Source organism: Streptomyces sp. NPDC090021, from assembly GCF_044748225.1.
Taxonomy (GTDB): Bacteria; Actinomycetota; Actinomycetes; order Streptomycetales; family Streptomycetaceae; genus Streptomyces.
In genome coordinates this window covers 1-17295 of the sequence record NZ_JBIVFO010000044.1, presented here as the reverse complement: position 1 = coordinate 17295, position 17295 = coordinate 1, and the positions used below count along the sequence as shown (strand labels likewise).

General features: G+C 73.7%; 13 protein-coding genes and 5 tRNA genes. 12 read left to right on the top strand and 6 right to left on the bottom strand.

The features are described 5' to 3' along the window. Positions 1-165: 165 nt before the first annotated feature. From ACIPXC_RS28870 to ACIPXC_RS28835, 8 genes are all read left to right on the top strand, one after another. A complete protein-coding gene (locus tag ACIPXC_RS28870; protein WP_401623952.1) occupies positions 166-1239 on the top strand; it encodes a methionine ABC transporter ATP-binding protein in 1074 nt (357 codons plus the stop codon). Next, positions 1236-1904, top strand: a complete 669-nt coding sequence (locus ACIPXC_RS28865; RefSeq protein ID WP_046780412.1) for a methionine ABC transporter permease — start codon at positions 1236-1238, stop codon at positions 1902-1904. The genes ACIPXC_RS28870 and ACIPXC_RS28865 overlap by 4 nt, the downstream gene beginning before the upstream one ends. Before the next feature lie 116 nt (positions 1905-2020). Continuing rightward, a complete protein-coding gene (locus ACIPXC_RS28860) occupies positions 2021-2884 on the top strand; it encodes a MetQ/NlpA family ABC transporter substrate-binding protein (protein WP_401623949.1) in 864 nt (287 codons plus the stop codon). 235 nt (positions 2885-3119) lie between these two features. Next, positions 3120-3875: a GNAT family N-acetyltransferase gene (locus tag ACIPXC_RS28855; protein ID WP_401623947.1), complete on the top strand. Its 756-nt coding sequence runs from the start codon at positions 3120-3122 to the stop codon at positions 3873-3875. A gap of 71 nt (positions 3876-3946) precedes the next feature. Further along, the gene (gene cbiE / locus ACIPXC_RS28850; protein WP_401623945.1) at positions 3947-5149 is read left to right on the top strand and encodes a precorrin-6y C5,15-methyltransferase (decarboxylating) subunit CbiE; all 1203 of its coding nucleotides are present in this window, start codon (positions 3947-3949) and stop codon (positions 5147-5149) included. A gap of 275 nt (positions 5150-5424) precedes the next feature. Next, positions 5425-8736: a nicotinate-nucleotide--dimethylbenzimidazole phosphoribosyltransferase gene (gene cobT, locus ACIPXC_RS28845; protein WP_401623943.1), complete on the top strand. Its 3312-nt coding sequence runs from the start codon at positions 5425-5427 to the stop codon at positions 8734-8736. Between the two features lie 522 nt (positions 8737-9258). Beyond that, entirely contained in the window at positions 9259-10494 is a 1236-nt protein-coding gene (gene cobA / locus ACIPXC_RS28840; protein ID WP_401623941.1) for a uroporphyrinogen-III C-methyltransferase, read from the top strand. 44 nt (positions 10495-10538) lie between these two features. Continuing rightward, the gene (locus tag ACIPXC_RS28835) at positions 10539-11351 is read left to right on the top strand and encodes a TrmH family RNA methyltransferase (protein WP_401623939.1); all 813 of its coding nucleotides are present in this window, start codon (positions 10539-10541) and stop codon (positions 11349-11351) included. 232 nt (positions 11352-11583) lie between these two features. Here ACIPXC_RS28835 and ACIPXC_RS28830 read toward each other — a convergent pair whose 3' ends face one another. Continuing rightward, entirely contained in the window at positions 11584-12780 is a 1197-nt protein-coding gene (locus ACIPXC_RS28830; protein ID WP_401623937.1) for a protein kinase, read from the bottom strand. Between the two features lie 551 nt (positions 12781-13331). On the opposite strand from ACIPXC_RS28830, the gene ACIPXC_RS28825 reads away from it, so the two are divergent. Further along, entirely contained in the window at positions 13332-13517 is a 186-nt protein-coding gene (locus tag ACIPXC_RS28825) for a hypothetical protein (protein ID WP_030032802.1), read from the top strand. A 255-nt stretch (positions 13518-13772) separates the two neighbouring features. On the opposite strand, the gene ACIPXC_RS28820 is transcribed toward ACIPXC_RS28825, so the two are convergent. From ACIPXC_RS28820 to ACIPXC_RS28800, 5 genes are all read right to left on the bottom strand, one after another. Beyond that, positions 13773-13847 (bottom strand) — tRNA-Val (locus ACIPXC_RS28820). A gap of 40 nt (positions 13848-13887) precedes the next feature. Continuing rightward, positions 13888-13959, bottom strand: a tRNA-Val gene (locus ACIPXC_RS28815). A gap of 19 nt (positions 13960-13978) precedes the next feature. Then, a tRNA-Val gene (locus ACIPXC_RS28810) sits at positions 13979-14050 on the bottom strand. A gap of 1 nt (position 14051) precedes the next feature. Continuing rightward, a tRNA-Cys gene (locus tag ACIPXC_RS28805) sits at positions 14052-14125 on the bottom strand. Between the two features lie 39 nt (positions 14126-14164). Then, a tRNA-Gly gene (locus ACIPXC_RS28800) sits at positions 14165-14237 on the bottom strand. 180 nt (positions 14238-14417) lie between these two features. Between ACIPXC_RS28800 and ACIPXC_RS28795 the strand changes: the two genes are divergently transcribed. Genes ACIPXC_RS28795 through ACIPXC_RS28785 form a run of 3 tightly spaced genes read left to right on the top strand, consistent with a single transcriptional unit; the run spans position 14418 to position 17204 of the window. Continuing rightward, the gene (locus tag ACIPXC_RS28795) at positions 14418-15500 is read left to right on the top strand and encodes a chorismate-binding protein (protein ID WP_401623934.1); all 1083 of its coding nucleotides are present in this window, start codon (positions 14418-14420) and stop codon (positions 15498-15500) included. Further along, positions 15497-16318: an aminotransferase class IV gene (locus tag ACIPXC_RS28790; RefSeq protein WP_401623932.1), complete on the top strand. Its 822-nt coding sequence runs from the start codon at positions 15497-15499 to the stop codon at positions 16316-16318. The genes ACIPXC_RS28795 and ACIPXC_RS28790 overlap by 4 nt, the downstream gene beginning before the upstream one ends. A gap of 43 nt (positions 16319-16361) precedes the next feature. Continuing rightward, positions 16362-17204: a GNAT family N-acetyltransferase gene (locus ACIPXC_RS28785; protein WP_401623930.1), complete on the top strand. Its 843-nt coding sequence runs from the start codon at positions 16362-16364 to the stop codon at positions 17202-17204. The last annotated feature ends 91 nt before the right edge of the window (positions 17205-17295 follow it).

Sequence of the window (17295 nt, the reverse complement as noted above, 5' to 3'; positions counted from 1 at the left end):
GGCCGCGCCAGCACGTCACCACCTGATGGACAGCACGGCCCACTCATGCCCCGCGCACGCGTCGAAGCCATCGATTTCCAACGGTTCGTCCCGTATCGCGTCCCAGATCCATGCCCCGTGCCCGGCACTCCGCTGCGCCGCGCACTCGACAGCGACGGAATTCCTGTGATCACCACATCGGGCCTCACGAAGGTCTACCAGTCCCGTGGCCGCGAGGTCACCGCCCTGGACGGCGTCGACCTCCACGTCCGTGAGGGCGAGGTCTACGGAGTCATCGGCCAGAGCGGCGCCGGCAAGTCCTCCCTGATCCGCTGCGTGAACCTGCTGGAGCGTCCCACCACCGGCACCGTGCACGTCGACGGCGTCGACCTCACGGCGCTCGCCGGCCGCGGCCGCCGCGCCGGCAAGGAGCTGCGCGAGGCCCGCAGCCGCATCGGCATGGTCTTCCAGCACTTCAACCTGCTGTCCTCGCGCACCGTCCAGGCCAACATCGAGCTGCCCCTGGAGATCCTCGGCGTCTCAGGCCGCGAGCGCTCCCGCAAGGCCCTCGAACTGCTCGACCTGGTCGGCCTCGGCGACAAGGCCAAGGCCTACCCCACGCAGCTCTCCGGCGGCCAGAAGCAGCGCGTCGGCATCGCCCGCGCCCTGGCCGGCGACCCCAAGGTGCTGCTCTCCGACGAGGCCACCAGCGCCCTCGACCCCGAGACCACCCGCTCGATCCTGAAGCTGCTGCGCGACCTCAACGAGCAGCTCGGCCTCACCGTGCTGCTCATCACGCACGAGATGGACGTCGTCAAGACGGTCTGCGACTCGGCCGCCCTCATGAAGAAGGGCCGGATCGTGGAGTCCGGTACCGTCGCCGAACTGCTCGCCACCCCCGGCTCCGAGCTCGCGGGCGAGCTGTTCCCGGTCACCGGCGCCGCCTCCGGCCCCGACCGCACGGTCGTCGACGTCACCTTCCACGGCGAGGCCACCGCCCAGCCCGTCATCTCGCAGCTCTCGCGCACCTACAACATCGACATCTCGATCCTCGGCGCCGCGATGGACACCGTCGCCGGCCGGCTGATCGGCCGCATGCGCATCGAACTCCCCGGCCGCTACGAGGACAACGTCGTCCCCGTGGGCTTCCTGCGCGAGCAGGGCCTCCAGGTCGACGTCGTCGACGAAGCCGACGGAGCCGACGGGATCGACAGCGAACTGGCCGCACTGGCCGCACTGGTCAAGGATGGTGCCAAGTGACCTGGTCCGAGATGCAGCCCCTGCTCACCCAGGGCACCTACGACACCCTCTACATGGTGCTGTGGTCCACCCTGGTCACCGTGCTCGGCGGACTGCCCATCGGCATCCTGCTGGTCCTCACCGACAAGGGCGGCCTACTGCAGAACCAGCCGGTCAACAAGGTCCTCGGCGTGATCGTGAACATAGGCCGCTCGCTGCCGTTCATCATCCTGCTGATCTTCCTGATCCCGGTCACCACCGCGGTCGTCGGCACCTTCATCGGCCCCACCGCCATGATCGTCCCGCTCGCGATCGGTGCCATCCCCTTCTTCGCCCGGCTCGTCGAGACCGCCGTCCGCGAGGTGGACCACGGTCTCATCGAGGCCGTCGAATCCATGGGCGGAGGCATCCCGACACTGGTCGGCAAGGTGCTCCTGCCGCAGGCCCTGCCCTCCCTGGTCGCCGGCGTCACCACCACCGTCATCACCCTCGTCGGCTACTCCGCCATGGCGGGCGCCGTCGGCGGCGAAGGCCTCGGCTCCAAGGCCATCACGTACGGCTTCCAGCGCTTCGAGACCGGCTTCATGGTGGCCACCGTCGTGGTCCTCATCGTCCTCGTCACGGTCGTCCAGCTGATCGGCGACGGCGTCGTACGCCTGCTGGCCCGCCGCGGCCGCACCGCCTGACGGCACCCGGGCAGCCGCCGGCCGCCCCACCGATTTCCCCACAGAGCCCGCACTTGTCGTGCTTGGGCCACCACCAGCAAGTCCTCGGTACTTGTTCAGCAAGAAAGGCACTCTTCGTGCGTAAGAACACCAAGCTCACCGCCCTCGCCGCCACCGCCACCGCGCTGACCCTCGGCCTCACCGCCTGCGGCAGCTCCTCGGACCCGTCCTCCGCGAAGGCCGACGGCGGCAAGGCCGACGAGAGCAGGCCGCTCGTCATCGCGGCCTCCCCGAGCCCCCACGCCGACGTCCTGAACTTCGTCAAGGACAAGCTCGCGGCCAAGGAGGGCCTCAAGCTGGAGGTCAAGGAGTTCACCGACTACGTCCTGCCCAACACCGCCACCGAGCAGGGCCAGGTCGATGGCAACTACTTCCAGCACAAGCCGTACCTCGACGACTTCAACAAGAAGAACGACACGCACGTCGTCCCCGTCGTCAACGTGCACCTGGAGCCCCTCGGCCTCTACTCCAAGAAGGTCAAGGCGCTCTCCGACATCAAGGCCGGCCAGACCATCGCCGTCCCCAACGACACCACCAACGAGGGCCGCGCGCTCCAGCTGCTGGCCGCGAACAACCTGATCACCCTCAAGGAGGGGGTCGGCACCGGCGCCAAGCTGTCGGACATCACCGACAAGAAGGGCCTGGAGTTCAAGGAGCTGGAGGCCGCCACGGTCCCGCGCGCCCTGAACGACGTGGACGCCGCGGTCATCAACGGCAACTACGCCCTGGAAGCGAACCTGGCGCCGGCCAAGGACGCGCTCGCCCTGGAGAAGGCCGAGGGCAACCCCTACGCCAACTTCCTCGCGGTCAAGGACGGCAACCAGGACGACCCGCGGATCCAGAAGCTCGCCAAGCTCCTGAACTCCGACGACGTCAAGAAGTTCATCGAGGAGAAGTACCAGGGCTCGGTCGTCCCGGCCTTCGGCACCCCCGCCTCCTGACCCCGCCGCCCGACCCCGTCGGGCCTTCGCACGGTCATGCCTCTCGGCCCCGTACGCCCCTGACGGCGCGCGGGGCCGAGTCCTGCCCGCTCCCGGGCAACCCGGCCCTGCACATCCCCCCTTCGATGCTGCATGCTGTGGCCTACGACCCGTGGACCCGGTCCCGCACCAACTGCCCCCGCCCACGGTCGCATCGCACCACGGTCGCACCACGTTCTCAGGCATGGAGCTGCGCATGACTACCACCTTTCCGGACGTCACCATCAGCACGGACCGGCTGGTGCTGCGCCCCTTCGAGGAGGAGGACGTCACCGCGCTCGCCGAGATGATGAACGACGAGAACATCACCGCCTGGACCTCCGTACCGCACCCCTACACCCACGCCGACGCGCGGGCGTGGGCCACCCGGGACTCCCACGCCGAACGCGCCGAGGGCCGCGGAATCGTCTTCGCCGTCGCCGAGTTCCTCACTCAGCGCCTCGTCGGCGTCGTCCACCTCCGCAACACCGACTGGCGCACCCGCGCCACCGAGGTCGGCTACGTCACCGCGCCCTGGGCCCGCGGCGAGGGCTACGCCGGGGAGTCCGTCCTGGCCGTCGCCCGATGGCTCTTCCGGGAGCAGGCGTTCGAGCGTGTCGAGCTGCGCACCGCCGCCGACAACACCGCCTCCCAGCAGGTCGCCCAGAAGATCGGCTGCATCAGCGAGGGCGTCCTGCGCAACGCGTGGACCGTGCGCACACAGACGGCCGACGGCGGCTGGACCGACACCCGTACCGACCTCATCGTCTGGAGCCTCCTGCCCGAGGACCTCGACGAGGGCGACGGCCTCGACGGGTACGACGGCTACGAGAGCTACGAGAGCTACGACACCCACGACACCCACGACACCCACGACACCCACGGGGACGGCCGGGGCGGGTACCCGGGCCACCTGGTCCCCGGGCAGCGGTCCGACGCGAACGGCCACCCCGTCGGCGCCGACCGGAAATGAACCGATGACCGGGTAGTCTCACCGTGCCCGCCCCTCCCGCCCGCCCCCCCCACATCAGGAGACAGACGACGATGGCCGACCGGGTCACGGTGATCGGCTGGGACGGTTCGCCCCTGACCTCGGCCGCCCGGTCCGCGCTCTCCGCCGCCACCCTCGTGGCCGGAGCCGCCCACCACCTCGCGCTCCCCGAAGTACCGCCCACCGCCGAACGCGTCCGCCTGGGCAGTCTGGGGCTGGCCGCCCGCCGCATCGCGGGCCACCGCGGCACCGCGGTGGTCCTCGCCGACGGCGACCCCGGCTTCTTCGGCGTCGTACGCACCCTGCGCGCCCCGGAGCACGGCCTGGAGGTCGAGGTCGTACCCGCCGTCTCCTCCGTCGCGGCCGCCTTCGCCCGCGCCGGCATGCCCTGGGACGACGCACAGGTCGTCGTCGCCCACCCCCGCACCCTGCGGCGCGCCGTCAACGTCTGCCGCGCCCACCCCAAGGTCGCCGTCCTCACCTCGCCCGGCGCCGGCCCCGCCGAACTCGCCCTGCTCCTCGACGGGGTCCACCGCACCTTCGTGGTCTGCGAGGAACTCGGCACGGACCGCGAGCAGGTCAGCGTCCTCACCTCGGACAAGGCCGCCGACCACAGCTGGCGCGACCCGAACGTGGTCATCGTCATCGGCGGCGCGGGACAGGCGCCCGCGGCCGAGCCCGGCTGGCTGCTCGGCCAGACCCCCGCGCACTCCGCCGAACGCGGCTGGGCCCGGACCCGGCCCGGCGCGGGGGAGGGGGAGTCGGCACTGCTGCACGCGGCCCAACTCGCCCGGCTCGGCCCGCGCACCGGCGACCTGGTCTGGGACATCGGCACCGGGTCCGGCGGCGTGGCCGTGGACGCGGCCGCCCTCGGCGCGGCCGTCATCGCCGTGGACGCCGACCCCGCGGCCCGCGACCGGGTGACCGCCGCGGCCCGCGCACGAGGAGTGCACCTGCAGTTCGTGGCGGGGCGCGCGCCGCACGTCCTGGAGAACCTGCCCGAGCCCGACGTCGTCCGCGTCGGCGGCGGCGGCGCCGAGGTCGTCGCGGCCGTCGCCGACCGGCGCCCCGAACGGATCGTCAGCCACGCCTCCACCCGCGACGACGCGGAGGCCATCGGCAGGGTCCTCACCGAACACGGTTACGACGTCGAGTGCGCGCTCCTCCAGTCCGTCGGCCTGGACCCCCGCACCTGGGCCGAACAGGACCGTTCCGTGGTGTTCCTCCTGGCAGCTCAGCGCCCTGTGACCCGCTGAGACGAGGGCCGGGGTAGGCTGGCCGATCGTCGTACTGCGCGGACGTTTCGGGCATCGCGACACGGCCTGGACGCGCGACGTGGCGCAGTCCACAGAGGACCGTGGTGGTTATGGCCGCCACGATCGCCAACGGGCGCGACAATGCTTACTGGTTGTCGCGCAGGCGCACGTGAGACGGACTCGTCGCACCCGCGACACCGCACGGCAGCTCCGCTCGGAGGCCTCGTGGGCGACCGGGTGATCGAAGAGGCAACACCGATGGGCGAGGGGTAAGCATGACTGACACCGGCCAGGTCCCGGGCGAGGGTCTCCCGGACAGCACGGGCATGGTGGATCAGCAGGGCATCCCCGCCCCGGTCCAGTTCCCGCCGCCGATGCCCGGCTACGCCTTCCAGGACCTCATGGACAACCCGGCCGAGGCGGAGGACGAGGAACTCCTGCTGATGCCGAGCGCCCAGGGCTCCTGGAGCGACCCGCAGGTCGTCCCCCCGGTCCCGGCCTTCCCGGTGGAGTCCCAGGCGGCCGAGCCGCAGCTGTATGCCGACCCGTCCTACGGCACCGACGCCGCCTACCCCGGCGCCCCGGCGGCGTACCCCGAGCCCGGCGCGTACACCGAGTTCCCCCAGCCCTCCTTCCCCGACGGCTCCTACAGCGCCGGCGCCCACGAGACGGGCGGCCGGGACTCCGGCGCGCTCGACCTCGGCGGGCTCGTCGTCCCGCCGCCCGCGGCCCCCGCCGCCCCGATGGCCCCCGCGGCTCCCGTCCGGCGCCCGCTGCACATGGGCCCGCCCGTGCCCGACGCCACCGGCGGAGTCGTACGCTCCCTCGCGGACCGCGGCCCGGCCGCCCCGCCCGCGCAGGCCGCCCCGCTCGCCTCCGCCCTGAGCACCGCCACCGCGGCCACCCCGCTCCACCAGGCGGGCCCCCCGGCCATGGGGCCCGAGTACCTGGACGTTCCCCGTGCGGAGGCCGCCCAGGAGCCCGCGCCGCAGCTCGGCGAGGTCCCGCCGCAGGGGACGCCGTGGACGCCGGAGCCGGCCGCCGCGCCGGAGCCGCTGCCGACCGAGGCCGCCCAGGTTCCCGAGCCGGCCGGGACCCCCGAGCCGGTACAGGCAGCCGAGCCGGTACAGGCAGCCGAGCCGGTCCAGGCCGCCGAGCCGGTCCAGGCCGCGGTGGAGCCGGAGGCGCCGACGGCGCCCGCCGAGACAGCGGCCCAGGCCCCGCAGCAGCCCGAGCCGGCACCGGCCGAGGCGCCCGCCCCGACGGCGGAGACCCCCGAGCCGGTGGCCGTCGAGGCGCCCGTCGTCGCACCCGGCGCGGCCGCACCCGCCGAGCCCGCCGAGCCGGCTGAGCCGGCCGTCGAGGCCGTCGTCGTGGAGCCGGTCCAGCCGGTCCAGCCGGCGCCCGCCGAGGCCGCTCCCGAAGCGGCCCCGCCGGTGGCCGTCCCGCCGCAGCCCGTCGCGGCCACCCCCGAGGAGGCCGCCGAGCCGGTCGACCCCGCGGCGCCCGTCGTGCCCGAGGCGGTCCACCCGGAGCCCGTTGCGGTCGCCCCCGAGGAGGCCGCCGAGCCGGTCGCCCGGGCCGCCGCCGTGGACCCCGTCCAGCCGGAGCCCGTCCAGCCGGAGCCCGTCCAGCCGGAGCCCGCCGAGGCCGTCGCTCCCGTCCCGGTCCAGCCGGTGGCCGACCCGTCCCAGCCCGTTGCGGTCGCCCCCGAGGAGGCCGCCGAGCCGGTCGCCGAGCCGGTCGCCGAGGCCGTCGCCGTGGAGCCCGTCCAGCCGGAGCCCGCCGAGGCACAGGACGCCGCCGAGCCCGAGCAGGCCGAGCCCGAGCAGGCCGAGCCCGAACGCGCCGCGGGCGACCCGGCCCCCGGCTACGAGGACGCCGAGCGCGAGGCTGTCCTGCGCGTCATGCGCGAGCGCCGCGACATCCGCAAGGGCTTCCGCACCGACCCGATCCCGCACGAGGTGCTGCTCCGCGTCCTGGAGGCGGCCCACACCGCCCCCAGCGTCGGCCACTCCCAGCCCTGGGACTTCGTCGTCATCCGTTCCGCCGACACCCGCCGGACGATGCACGAGCTCGCCCAGCGCCAGCGTGAGGCCTACGCGAAGTCGCTGCCCAAGGGCCGGGCGAAGCAGTTCAAGGAACTCAAGATCGAGGCCATCCTCGACACCCCGGTGAACATCGTGGTCACCGCCGACCCCACCCGTGGCGGCCGCCACACCCTCGGCCGCCACACCCAGCCGCAGATGGCCCCGTACTCCTCGGCCCTCGCCGTCGAGAACCTCTGGCTCGCCGCGCGCGCCGAGGGCCTCGGCGTCGGCTGGGTCAGCTTCTTCGACGAGCGCGAGATGGTCCGCGAGCTCGGCCTGCCGGAGCACCTGGAGGTCGTCGCCTACCTGTGCGTCGGCTACGTCGACGAGTTCCCGGAGGAGCCCGAGCTCGCCCAGGCCGGCTGGTCGCAGCGCCGACCGCTCTCCTGGGTGGTCCACGAGGAGACCTACGGCCGTCGCGCGCTGCCCGGCGAGGAGCCGCACGACCTGCTCTCCGAGACGGTCGCCAGTATCCGCCCGCTCGACGCGAAGGCGCTCGGCGAGGCCTGGGAGCGCCAGAAGCGCATGACCAAGCCCGCCGGGGCCCTGGGCATGCTGGAGATCATCTCCGCCCAGCTCGCCGGCCTGTCCCGAGTCTGCCCGCCGCCGATCCCGGAGCCGGCCGCGGTCGCGATCTTCGCGGGCGACCACGGGGTTCACGCCCAGGGCGTCACCCCGTGGCCCCAGGAGGTCACCACGCAGATGGTCGCCAACTTCCTGGGCGGCGGCGCGGTCTGCAACGCCTTCGCCAACCAGGTCGGCGCCGAGGTCTGCGTGATCGACGTCGGCGTCGCGGGCGACCTCCCGGCCACCCCCGGCCTGCTCCCGCGCAAGGTCCGCCCGGGCACCGCCGACCTGTCCACGGGCCCGGCGATGACCCGCGAGGAGGCCGTCGCGGCCATCGAGGTGGGCATCGAGACGGCCCGCGACCTGGTCGCCGCGGGCAACAAGGCGCTCCTCACGGGCGAGATGGGCATCGCGAACACCACCGTCTCCGCCGCTCTCATCTCCGTCTTCACCGGCGTCGACCCGTCCGAGGTCACCGGCCGCGGCACGGGCATCAACGACGAGACGCACGCCCGCAAGGTCGACGTCGTCCGCCGCGCCCTGGAGCTGCACCAGCCGGACCCGGCCGACCCGATCGGCGTCCTCGCGGCGATCGGCGGCCTGGAGCACGCGGCGATCGTGGGCCTCCTCCTGGGCGGCGCCTCCCTGCGCACGCCCGTGATCCTGGACGGCGTCAGCGCGGGAGCCGCCGCGCTGGTGGCCCGCGCCATCGCCCCGGAGTCCCTGTCGGCCTGCATCGCGGGCCACCGCAGCGCGGAGCCGGGCCACGTGGCGGCCCTGAACAAGCTCGGCCTGCGCCCCCTGGTCGACCTGGACCTCCGCCTCGGCGAGGGCACGGGCGCCCTGCTCGCCCTCCCGCTGGTCCAGAGCGCGGCCCGCGCGATGCACGAGGTCGCCACCTTCGACTCGGCGGGCGTCACGGAGAAGTAGCCCGCCCCGGCGGGGCCTGCGCCCCGCGCTCGGAACGCCGGCGGGGCTCGTCCCCGCGGTACGGGCTGCCGTGGGGCGGGGCTCCGCGAGGTCCCCGCAGGCCGGGCGGACCCACCGCCGGCGGCGGTCCGGGTCCCGCTCGGGGTGCGCGGGCCGAGGAGAGCCGCCGGAGGGGCACCGCCCCACCACGAAGCCCCGCCCGAACGGGAACGTGCCCGCACTCCGGACGCCGGGCGGGGCCCCCGGATCTCCTCGTGGCGACACCCCGCAGCCGCCTGTACTCCTCGGCCCGACCGGTCCCGTCGGGCGGTAAGGCCACCGCACGGCGGCACCGGCCCGGCGGGTGGCGCCCGGGTGCGGGGGCGGAGCCCCGGGGAAGCCGGGGCGCGGCCCCCGTCCGCACCTCGGGACGGTGCGCGCCGTATGGTGGACCCGCACCGCATCACCGCACGTCAGCAATCCCGCCGCTCCAGAGCCGCAGCGGCACGACAGAACGACTGCCGCATCAGGAGCCGCACTGCCATGGCCGACACCCCCGCCTACCCCGTAGGACTCCGCCTCGCCGGCCGCCGCGTCGTCGTCATCGGCGGTGGCCAGGTCGCCCAGCGCCGCCTCCCCGCGCTCATCGCGGCCGGCGCCGACGTCCTCCTCGTCTCGCCCTCCGCCACCCCCTCCGTGGACGCCATGGCCGAGACCGGCGAGATCCGCTGGGAGCGCCGCCGCTACCAGGACGGCGACCTCTCCGGCGCCTGGTACGCCCTCATCGCCACGCAGCACCGCGACGTCAACGAGCGGGCCTCCGCCGAGGCCGAGCGCGAGCGCGTCTGGTGCGTGCGCGCCGACGACGCCGCCGCGGCCACCGCCTGGACCCCGGCCACCGGCCGTATCGAGGGCGTCACCGTCGCCGTGCTGACCGGCAACGACCCGCGCCGGTCCGCCGCCGTCCGTGACGCCGTGGTCGAGGGCCTGCGCGACGGCAGCCTCGCCGCCCCCGGCCACCGCCACAAGTCCGTGCCCGGCGTCGCCCTGGTCGGCGGCGGCCCCGGCGACCCGGACCTGATCACCGTGCGCGGCCGCCGCCTCCTCGCCGAGGCCGACGTGGTCATCGCCGACCGGCTCGGCCCCCGCGACCTGCTCGACGAACTCCCCCCGCACGTCGAGGTCATCGACGCCGCGAAGATCCCGTACGGCAGGTTCATGGCCCAGGAGGCCATCAACAACGCGCTGATCGAGCACGCCCAGGCCGGCAAGGCCGTGGTCCGGCTCAAGGGCGGGGACCCGTACGTCTTCGGCCGCGGCATGGAGGAGCTCCAGGCCCTCGCCGAGGCCGGTATCGCCTGCACCGTCGTCCCCGGCATCTCCAGCTCCATCTCCGTGCCCGGCGCCGTCGGCATCCCGGTCACGCACCGCGGGGTCGCCCACGAGTTCACCGTGGTCAGTGGCCACGTCGGCCCCGACGACCCGCGTTCCCTCGTGGACTGGGCCTCCCTCGCCAAGCTCACCGGCACCCTGGTGATCCTCATGGGCGTCGACAAGATCGGCCTGATCGCCGAGGCGCTCGTCCGGCACGGCCGCTCCGCCGACACCCCCGTCGCGATCGTCCAGGAGGGCACCACCGCCACCCAGCGCCGGGTGGACGCCACCCTCGCCACGGTCGGCGAGACGGTCCGCGCCGAGGAGGTCCGCCCGCCGGCGGTCATCGTCATCGGCGAGGTCGTCCGCGTCGGAACCCCGGACGTTCCCACCGCCGGCGCCTGACAAGGCCGTTGGCACCGCACCCAGGACAAAGGCAGTATCACCCTGTGGCTGATCTCATCACCATCACCGACCCCGACGACCCCCGCCTGCGCGACTACACGGGCCTGACCGACGTCGAACTGCGGCGCAGGCGCGAACCCGCGGAAGGCCTCTTCATCGCCGAGGGCGAGAAGGTCATCAGACGGGCCAAGGACGCCGGGTACGAGATGCGCTCGATGCTGCTCTCCGCCAAGTGGGTCGACGTCATGCGCGACGTCATCGACGAGATCCCGGCCCCGGTCTACGCCGTCAGCCCCGACCTCGCCGAACGCGTCACCGGCTACCACGTGCACCGCGGCGCCCTCGCCTCCATGCAGCGCAAGCCGCTGCCCACGGCCGAGGAGATCCTCGCCACGACCCGCCGCGTGGTCGTCATGGAGGCGGTCAACGACCACACCAACATCGGGGCCATCTTCCGCAGCGCCGCCGCCCTCGGCATGGACGCCGTGCTGCTGTCGCCGGACTGCGCCGACCCGCTCTACCGGCGTTCGGTCAAGGTCTCCATGGGCGCGGTGTTCTCCGTGCCCTACGCCCGTCTGGAGGCCTGGCCCAAGAGCCTGGACCCGGTGCGCGAGGCCGGCTTCAAGCTGCTGGCGCTGACCCCGGACGAGAAGGCGACACCGATCGACGTGGCGGCCCCGCAGACCCTGGAGCGGGTCGCGCTGATGCTCGGCGCCGAGGGCGACGGCCTGTCCACGCAGGCACTGGTCGCCGCCGACGAGTGGGTGCGCATCCCCATGGCCCATGGCGTGGACTCGCTGAACGTGGGCGCCGCCGCCGCGGTCGCCTTCTACGCGGTGGCCCAGGGCCGGACCTAGCGGGTCCTGCCGATCGGGCCGGGCGCGCGGCGCCTGCCACCGCGCCTCGCCGCGTCACTCTCACTCGACGACGCTCCGCCGTGCCCTCTCGTCCGCCTCGCGATCCTCCCCCTCGGCCCCTCGGCCCCTCGGCCCCTCGGCCCCTCGGCCCCTCGGCCCCGGTGGGACCCCAGGGCGTCATGCGCCGCTCCCTCGTCCGGCCTGACCGGCGAGACGCCCCTCCGGGGCGGCGCTACAGCTTCTGCGCGGCCGCGATGCCCAGCGCCACGATCAGCGTGACCACGATGAACACGATCAGGCGCTGGCGCATCAGCTTCGGGTCCGGCCGCGAGGGACGCCGCCCCGCACCCGTCGTCCTCGGCGCCGGGCGGCCGCCCGTGCGTCCCGCGGTCGGCCGGGAGGACGGGCCGCCGGGACTGCGCGGGTTGCGCGAGGAGGAGGGCCGCGAGTGCGGGCCGCCGGGGGCGCCGCCCTGCGGCCTGGGCGTGCCGCCGCCCGTACGGCGCTCCGTGCGCAGTTCCGCGTGGTCCTGGGATCCCTCGGGCAGTCGTCCCGTCGGCCGCTCGACTCGGGCCCGCTGCGCCGGCGGGCGGCCGTCCGGCAGCCCCTGTGCCTCGCGGGCCGCGATCTCCTTGAGCCGCATCGACAACTGGAGCGTGCTGGGGCGCTCCTCGGGGTCCTTGGCCAGGCAGGCCCGTACGAGGGGCGCCAGCGCGTCGGGGACGCCCTGCAGGTGCGGTTCCTCGTGCACCACGCGGTACAGCATGACCTCGGAACTGCCGTGCCCGAAGGGTGAGTCGGCGGTGGCCGCGTAGGCGAGGGTGGCGCCGAGGGCGAAGACGTCCGTGGCCGGGGTGACGGCGGCGCCGCGCACCTGCTCGGGGGCGAGGAAGCCGGGGGAGCCGACGGCCGTACCCACATGGGTGAGGGTGCTCGCCCCGGTCGCCCACGCGATCCCGAAGTCGATGATCCGCGGGCCCTTGGGGGACAGGAGGATGTTCGAGGGCTTGAGGTCGCGGTGGACGACTCCCGCCTCGTGGACGGCGACCAGTCCCTCGGAGAGCGCGGCGCCGACGGCGGCGATCTGCGCGGCCGTCAGGGGGCCCTCCTCGGCCACCTTGTCGTGCAGCGAGGGTCCGGGCACGTACTGGGTGGCGAACCAGGGCCGCTCGGCCTCCAGGTCCGCGGCGACCAGGCGTGCCGTGCACCCGCCCCGGATCCGCCGGGCCGCGGACACCTCGCGGGCGAACCGTGAGCGGAACTCCTGGTCCTCGGCCAGATCCGGCCGGATGACCTTGAGCGCGACGCGCTGCCCGCGCCGGTCCGATCCCAGGTAGACCACGCCCATGCCGCCGGCCCCGAGCCGGCGGTGCAGTCTGAACGAGCCGACGACACGCGGGTCCTCGCGCCGGAGCCGCATCATCGCCATGTCCACCCCGCTGACCGGTCGTCCTGTTGACGTGCCACAGCTTACGGACCATCCGGCATGCGTGCTCAGAGGCCGCGCCCTCGTCGGGAGATTCGATCGTCAGTGCGGCACAGCACACCTGAGGGGGCTTCAGAGATCCGGCAGGCCGCCGCGACCGGGGCCGACGGCAGGTCCAAACGGCTTTTCGGGCAAGGGGATTGGTGCCCCGTGGCAGGCCGGAGCACGCCGGAGTGCGCGCCGGAGCCGCCGCGACCCGAGTCGATCTTGCCGATGCCCGATCGGCGGGCACGCGTGAACAGGGAGTGACGGAAGTGAGGGAAGTCACTACCCTCCGGTCATCCCCTCCGGGATGACCCCGACGCGAGGGGGACGGTCTCCACCCAGGGGAGTACGCGGGACGGCCGCCCTCATCCTCCCGGAGGCCCGGCAATGGGTACGAGGGCATGAGGCCTGCGGCCTCCCGCCCGCCTAGTGTTGAGGTCAAGCGGCGGGTGATGCACTCGTCCCCCGAGGTCAAGAGCCCGCCGCTGCCAGACGACAGGGAGAGGGCCATGGCGGGGATCGCACGGCAGGGACGCAAGGCATTCGCGTTCAACAGCCATGAGTCCGGTACCCGCCACCCGCTGGTGGCCGCGGCCATGGTGCTCCCCCTGGCCGCCCTGCTGCTCTTCCTCTTCGGAGGATTCGATCAGCTGGCGGCGCAGGCGTCGTCCGTGGGCATGATGCCGGGGCGCTGAGCGGCGCCCCGGGCCCGGGAGAGCGGCCCGGGCCGGGACATCGGCCTGTCGTACCCCGTGGGGACGGGGGCGCGACGGACGGCAGGTGAAGGGTGCTGCCCGTGCGACTGGGGAGTCGCGCGGGCAGCACCCTTTTTGACGTTCCCGCAGAAGTCCGCAGGAGTCGGCGGGGGGCCGCGGGAGCCGGCAGGAGTCGCCGCACCCGGGTGGCGGAACGCGAAAGCCCCGGCCGTGGAAACGGCCGGGGCTCTCCGGTGGTGCGCGATACTGGGATTGAACCAGTGACCTCTTCCGTGTCAGGGAAGCGCTCTCCCGCTGAGCTAATCGCGCGGGACCGCGGTACGAAACCGCAGGTGGTGCGTGTACTGCGTGCGCGATACTGGGATTGAACCAGTGACCTCTTCCGTGTCAGGGAAGCGCTCTCCCGCTGAGCTAATCGCGCGGGGATCCTTGCGGATCAGTGGACGATACTGGGATTGAACCAGTGACCTCTTCCGTGTCAGGGAAGCGCTCTCCCGCTGAGCTAATCGTCCTTGGAGGTGGAGACGGGATTTGAACCCGTGTAGACGGCTTTGCAGGCCGTTGCCTCGCCTCTCGGCCACTCCACCATGGAGCTGCAGGGGTTCTCGGGAAGATCCCCCACTTCGAGCGGACGACGAGACTCGAACTCGCGACATCCACCTTGGCAAGGTGGTGCTCTACCAACTGAGCTACGTCCGCAGGTCACCGTGTTCGCTCCGGGGTTTTTCCCCTTCGCTCCCTGGCGACGTGTTGAACTCTAGCGGATTACCGGGCCAGCTCAAAAACGCGTTTCCGCAGCGTGCTGCCGCACGATCACCACAGGTCACCCGTCCGTCACCGCACCGGCGCTCCCGCGTCGCCGGTCTTAGACTCGCAGCCGTGCACGACCTGCCACCCATGGCCCGCTTCGGCGGCCTCCTCGCGACCGACCTGCGGGATGTCACCAGTGATCCCGCCGCCCTCGACTCCACCGGCTTCTGGGCGGTGGCCGCCGACTTCGAAGGGCGCCTCGTCTGCGCGCGCTTCGGGGACGTACGGCCCGACCCCGTGCCCGCGCCTGTCCCCGGTGCCTGGACCGGTCCCGACGCCGACCAGTGGACCTCCTCCCTCGACCGGGCCGCGTACGTCGCCGGGGTGCACCGCATCCGCGAGCACATCGCGGCCGGCGAGGTCTACCAGGCCAACCTCTGCCGGGTGATGTCCGCGCCGCTGCCGCGCCCGGACCTCGCCGACGTCGACGCCCTCACCGCGCTCCTCGCGCGCGGCAACCCCGCGCCCTTCGCAGGAACGATTCGGCTCGCCGCTCACGGAGTGGAGATCGCCACCGCCTCGCCCGAGCTGTTCCTGCGCCGCGACGGCCGCCGGGTCGAGTCCGGACCCATCAAGGGAACGGGCCGCACCGCCGAGGACCTCCTGCCCAAGGACCACGCCGAGAACGTGATGATCGTGGACCTCGTGCGCAACGACCTCGGCCGGGTCTGCGCCACGGGCTCCGTGACCGTTCCCCAGCTGTGCGCCGTCGAGGAGCACCCCGGCCTCGTCCACCTCGTCTCCACCGTGAGCGGCGAACTGGCCGACGGCGCCGGCTGGCCCGAACTCCTCGCCGCGACCTTCCCGCCCGGATCGGTCACCGGCGCCCCCAAGTCCTCCGCCCTGCGGATCATCGAGGCCCTGGAGACCGCCCCGCGCGGCCCCTACTGCGGAGGCATCGGCTGGGTCGACGCGGACCGCGGCACCGGGGAGCTCGCCGTCGGGATCCGTACCTTCTGGATCGACCGGGAGGCCCCCGGCGGCCCCCGGCTGCTCTTCGGCACCGGAGCCGGCATCACCTGGGGGTCCGACCCCGACCGCGAATGGGCGGAGACCGAACTCAAGGCCGCCCGCCTGCTGCGGGTCGCGGCGGGCCGGGAGCCCGTCGGCCCCCAGGGGGCGAACCACACCACCGGAAGGACCGCACGATGAGAATCTGGCTCGACGGAGCCCTCAGGGACGTCGACGACGCCACGGTGTCCGTCCTCGACCACGGGCTCACCGTGGGCGACGGCGTCTTCGAGACGCTCAAGGCCGAACGCGGCCGGGCCTTCGCACTCACCCGCCACCTGGAGCGGCTGACCCGCTCGGCCCGCGGCCTCGGCCTCCCGGACCCCGACCTCGACGCGGTGCGCCGGGCCTGCGCCGCCGTCCTGGAGGCCGAACCGGTCGAACACGGCCGCCTGCGCATCACCTACACCGGCGGCGTCGCCCCGCTCGGCTCCGACCGCGGCGACGCCGGCACCACCCTGATCGCCGCCGTCGCCGCATCCCCCCGCCGCCCGGACACCACCGCCGTGATCACCGTCCCCTTCGTCCGCAACGAGCGCTCCGCCGTGGCCGGCCTGAAGACCACCTCGTACGCGGAGAACGTCGTCGCGCTCGCCGCGGCCCACCGGGCGGGCGCCTCCGAGGCGCTCCTGGCCAACACGGTCGGACGGCTCTGCGAGGGCACCGGGTCCAACGTCTTCGTCGTGCTCGACGGGGAACTGCACACCCCGCCCCTGGAATCCGGCTGCCTCCCCGGCATCACCCGGGCCCTCGTCGTCGACTGGGCCGGCGCCAAGGAGACCGACCTGCCCCTCGAAGCGCTCGAACAGGCCGAGGAGGTCTTCCTGACGTCCTCGCTGCGCGACGCCCAGGCGGTCGTCCGCCTCGACGGCCGGGACATCGCGACGGGGCCCGGACCGGTCACGGCCGAGGTCATGCGGATCTTCGGGATGAAGGCCGGAGCCGACATCGATCCGTGAGCACCGGTGACGCGGAGCCGCGGGGCAGGTAGAACTCCAAGTGATGACCACCACCCTGCGGCCCGCGCAGCCGCTTCAGCGAAACAGCGACGGCACCAGGCGGCGGACCTACGAGGTCCGCGTCAACAGCCGTCGGGTCGGCACGCTCGAACTGGCCACCCGCTCCGCGGCCCAACCGGGCATCGGCGTGATCCGGGGGCTGTGGATCGACGAGGGCGACCGGCGGCGAGGACGCGGCACGGTGGCCGCGCTCGCCGCCGAGGAGGTGCTGCGCTCCTGGCGCTGCACCGTGGTCGCCGTGTCGGTGCCGGCCGACGCCGGGCCGGCGCTGCGGATGGCCTCGGCCCTCGGCTACCGGGAGACCGGCCGGGTCATGGTCAAGGACCTGCCGGCGCAGCCGCCGGTCCTTGACGCGGGCAGCGTCGGGCGGCCGATGACCCGCGCCGAGTACGACGCCTGGCTGGAGCCGGGCATCGTGGAGTACGGCCGCCGGCTCGTCGCCCCGGGCGTGACCGACGAGCAGGGCGTGGCGGCCTCCCGCGCCGAGCACGCCAGGATGCTGCCCGACGGCCCGGACACCCCCGGGACGCACGTCCTGCTGCTGGAGACCCCGGCGGGGCAGGCCCTGGGCACGCTGTGGGTGGGCGAGTGCGAGCTGCCGGGCCTCGGCACGGTCCCGTACGTGTACGACGTGAAGGTCGCGCCCGAACACCGCGGCCGGGGCCACGGGCGCAGTCTCATGCTCCTCGCCGAGCGGACCGTCCTGGCCGCCGGAGGGAGCCGGCTGGGCCTGCACGTCGTCGAGGGCAACACCCCGGCCCGTCGGCTCTACGAGTCGCTCGGGTACCGGGACATCGCCGTGAACGCCGCGAAGGAGCTGATCTAGTAGGGCTTGGTCAGGTTGGGGCTGGTGTGGGTGTGCCGCGGTGGCACGTGGGGCAGGCGCCGGTCCATGTCGCGAGGAGGGTCTGTAGCTC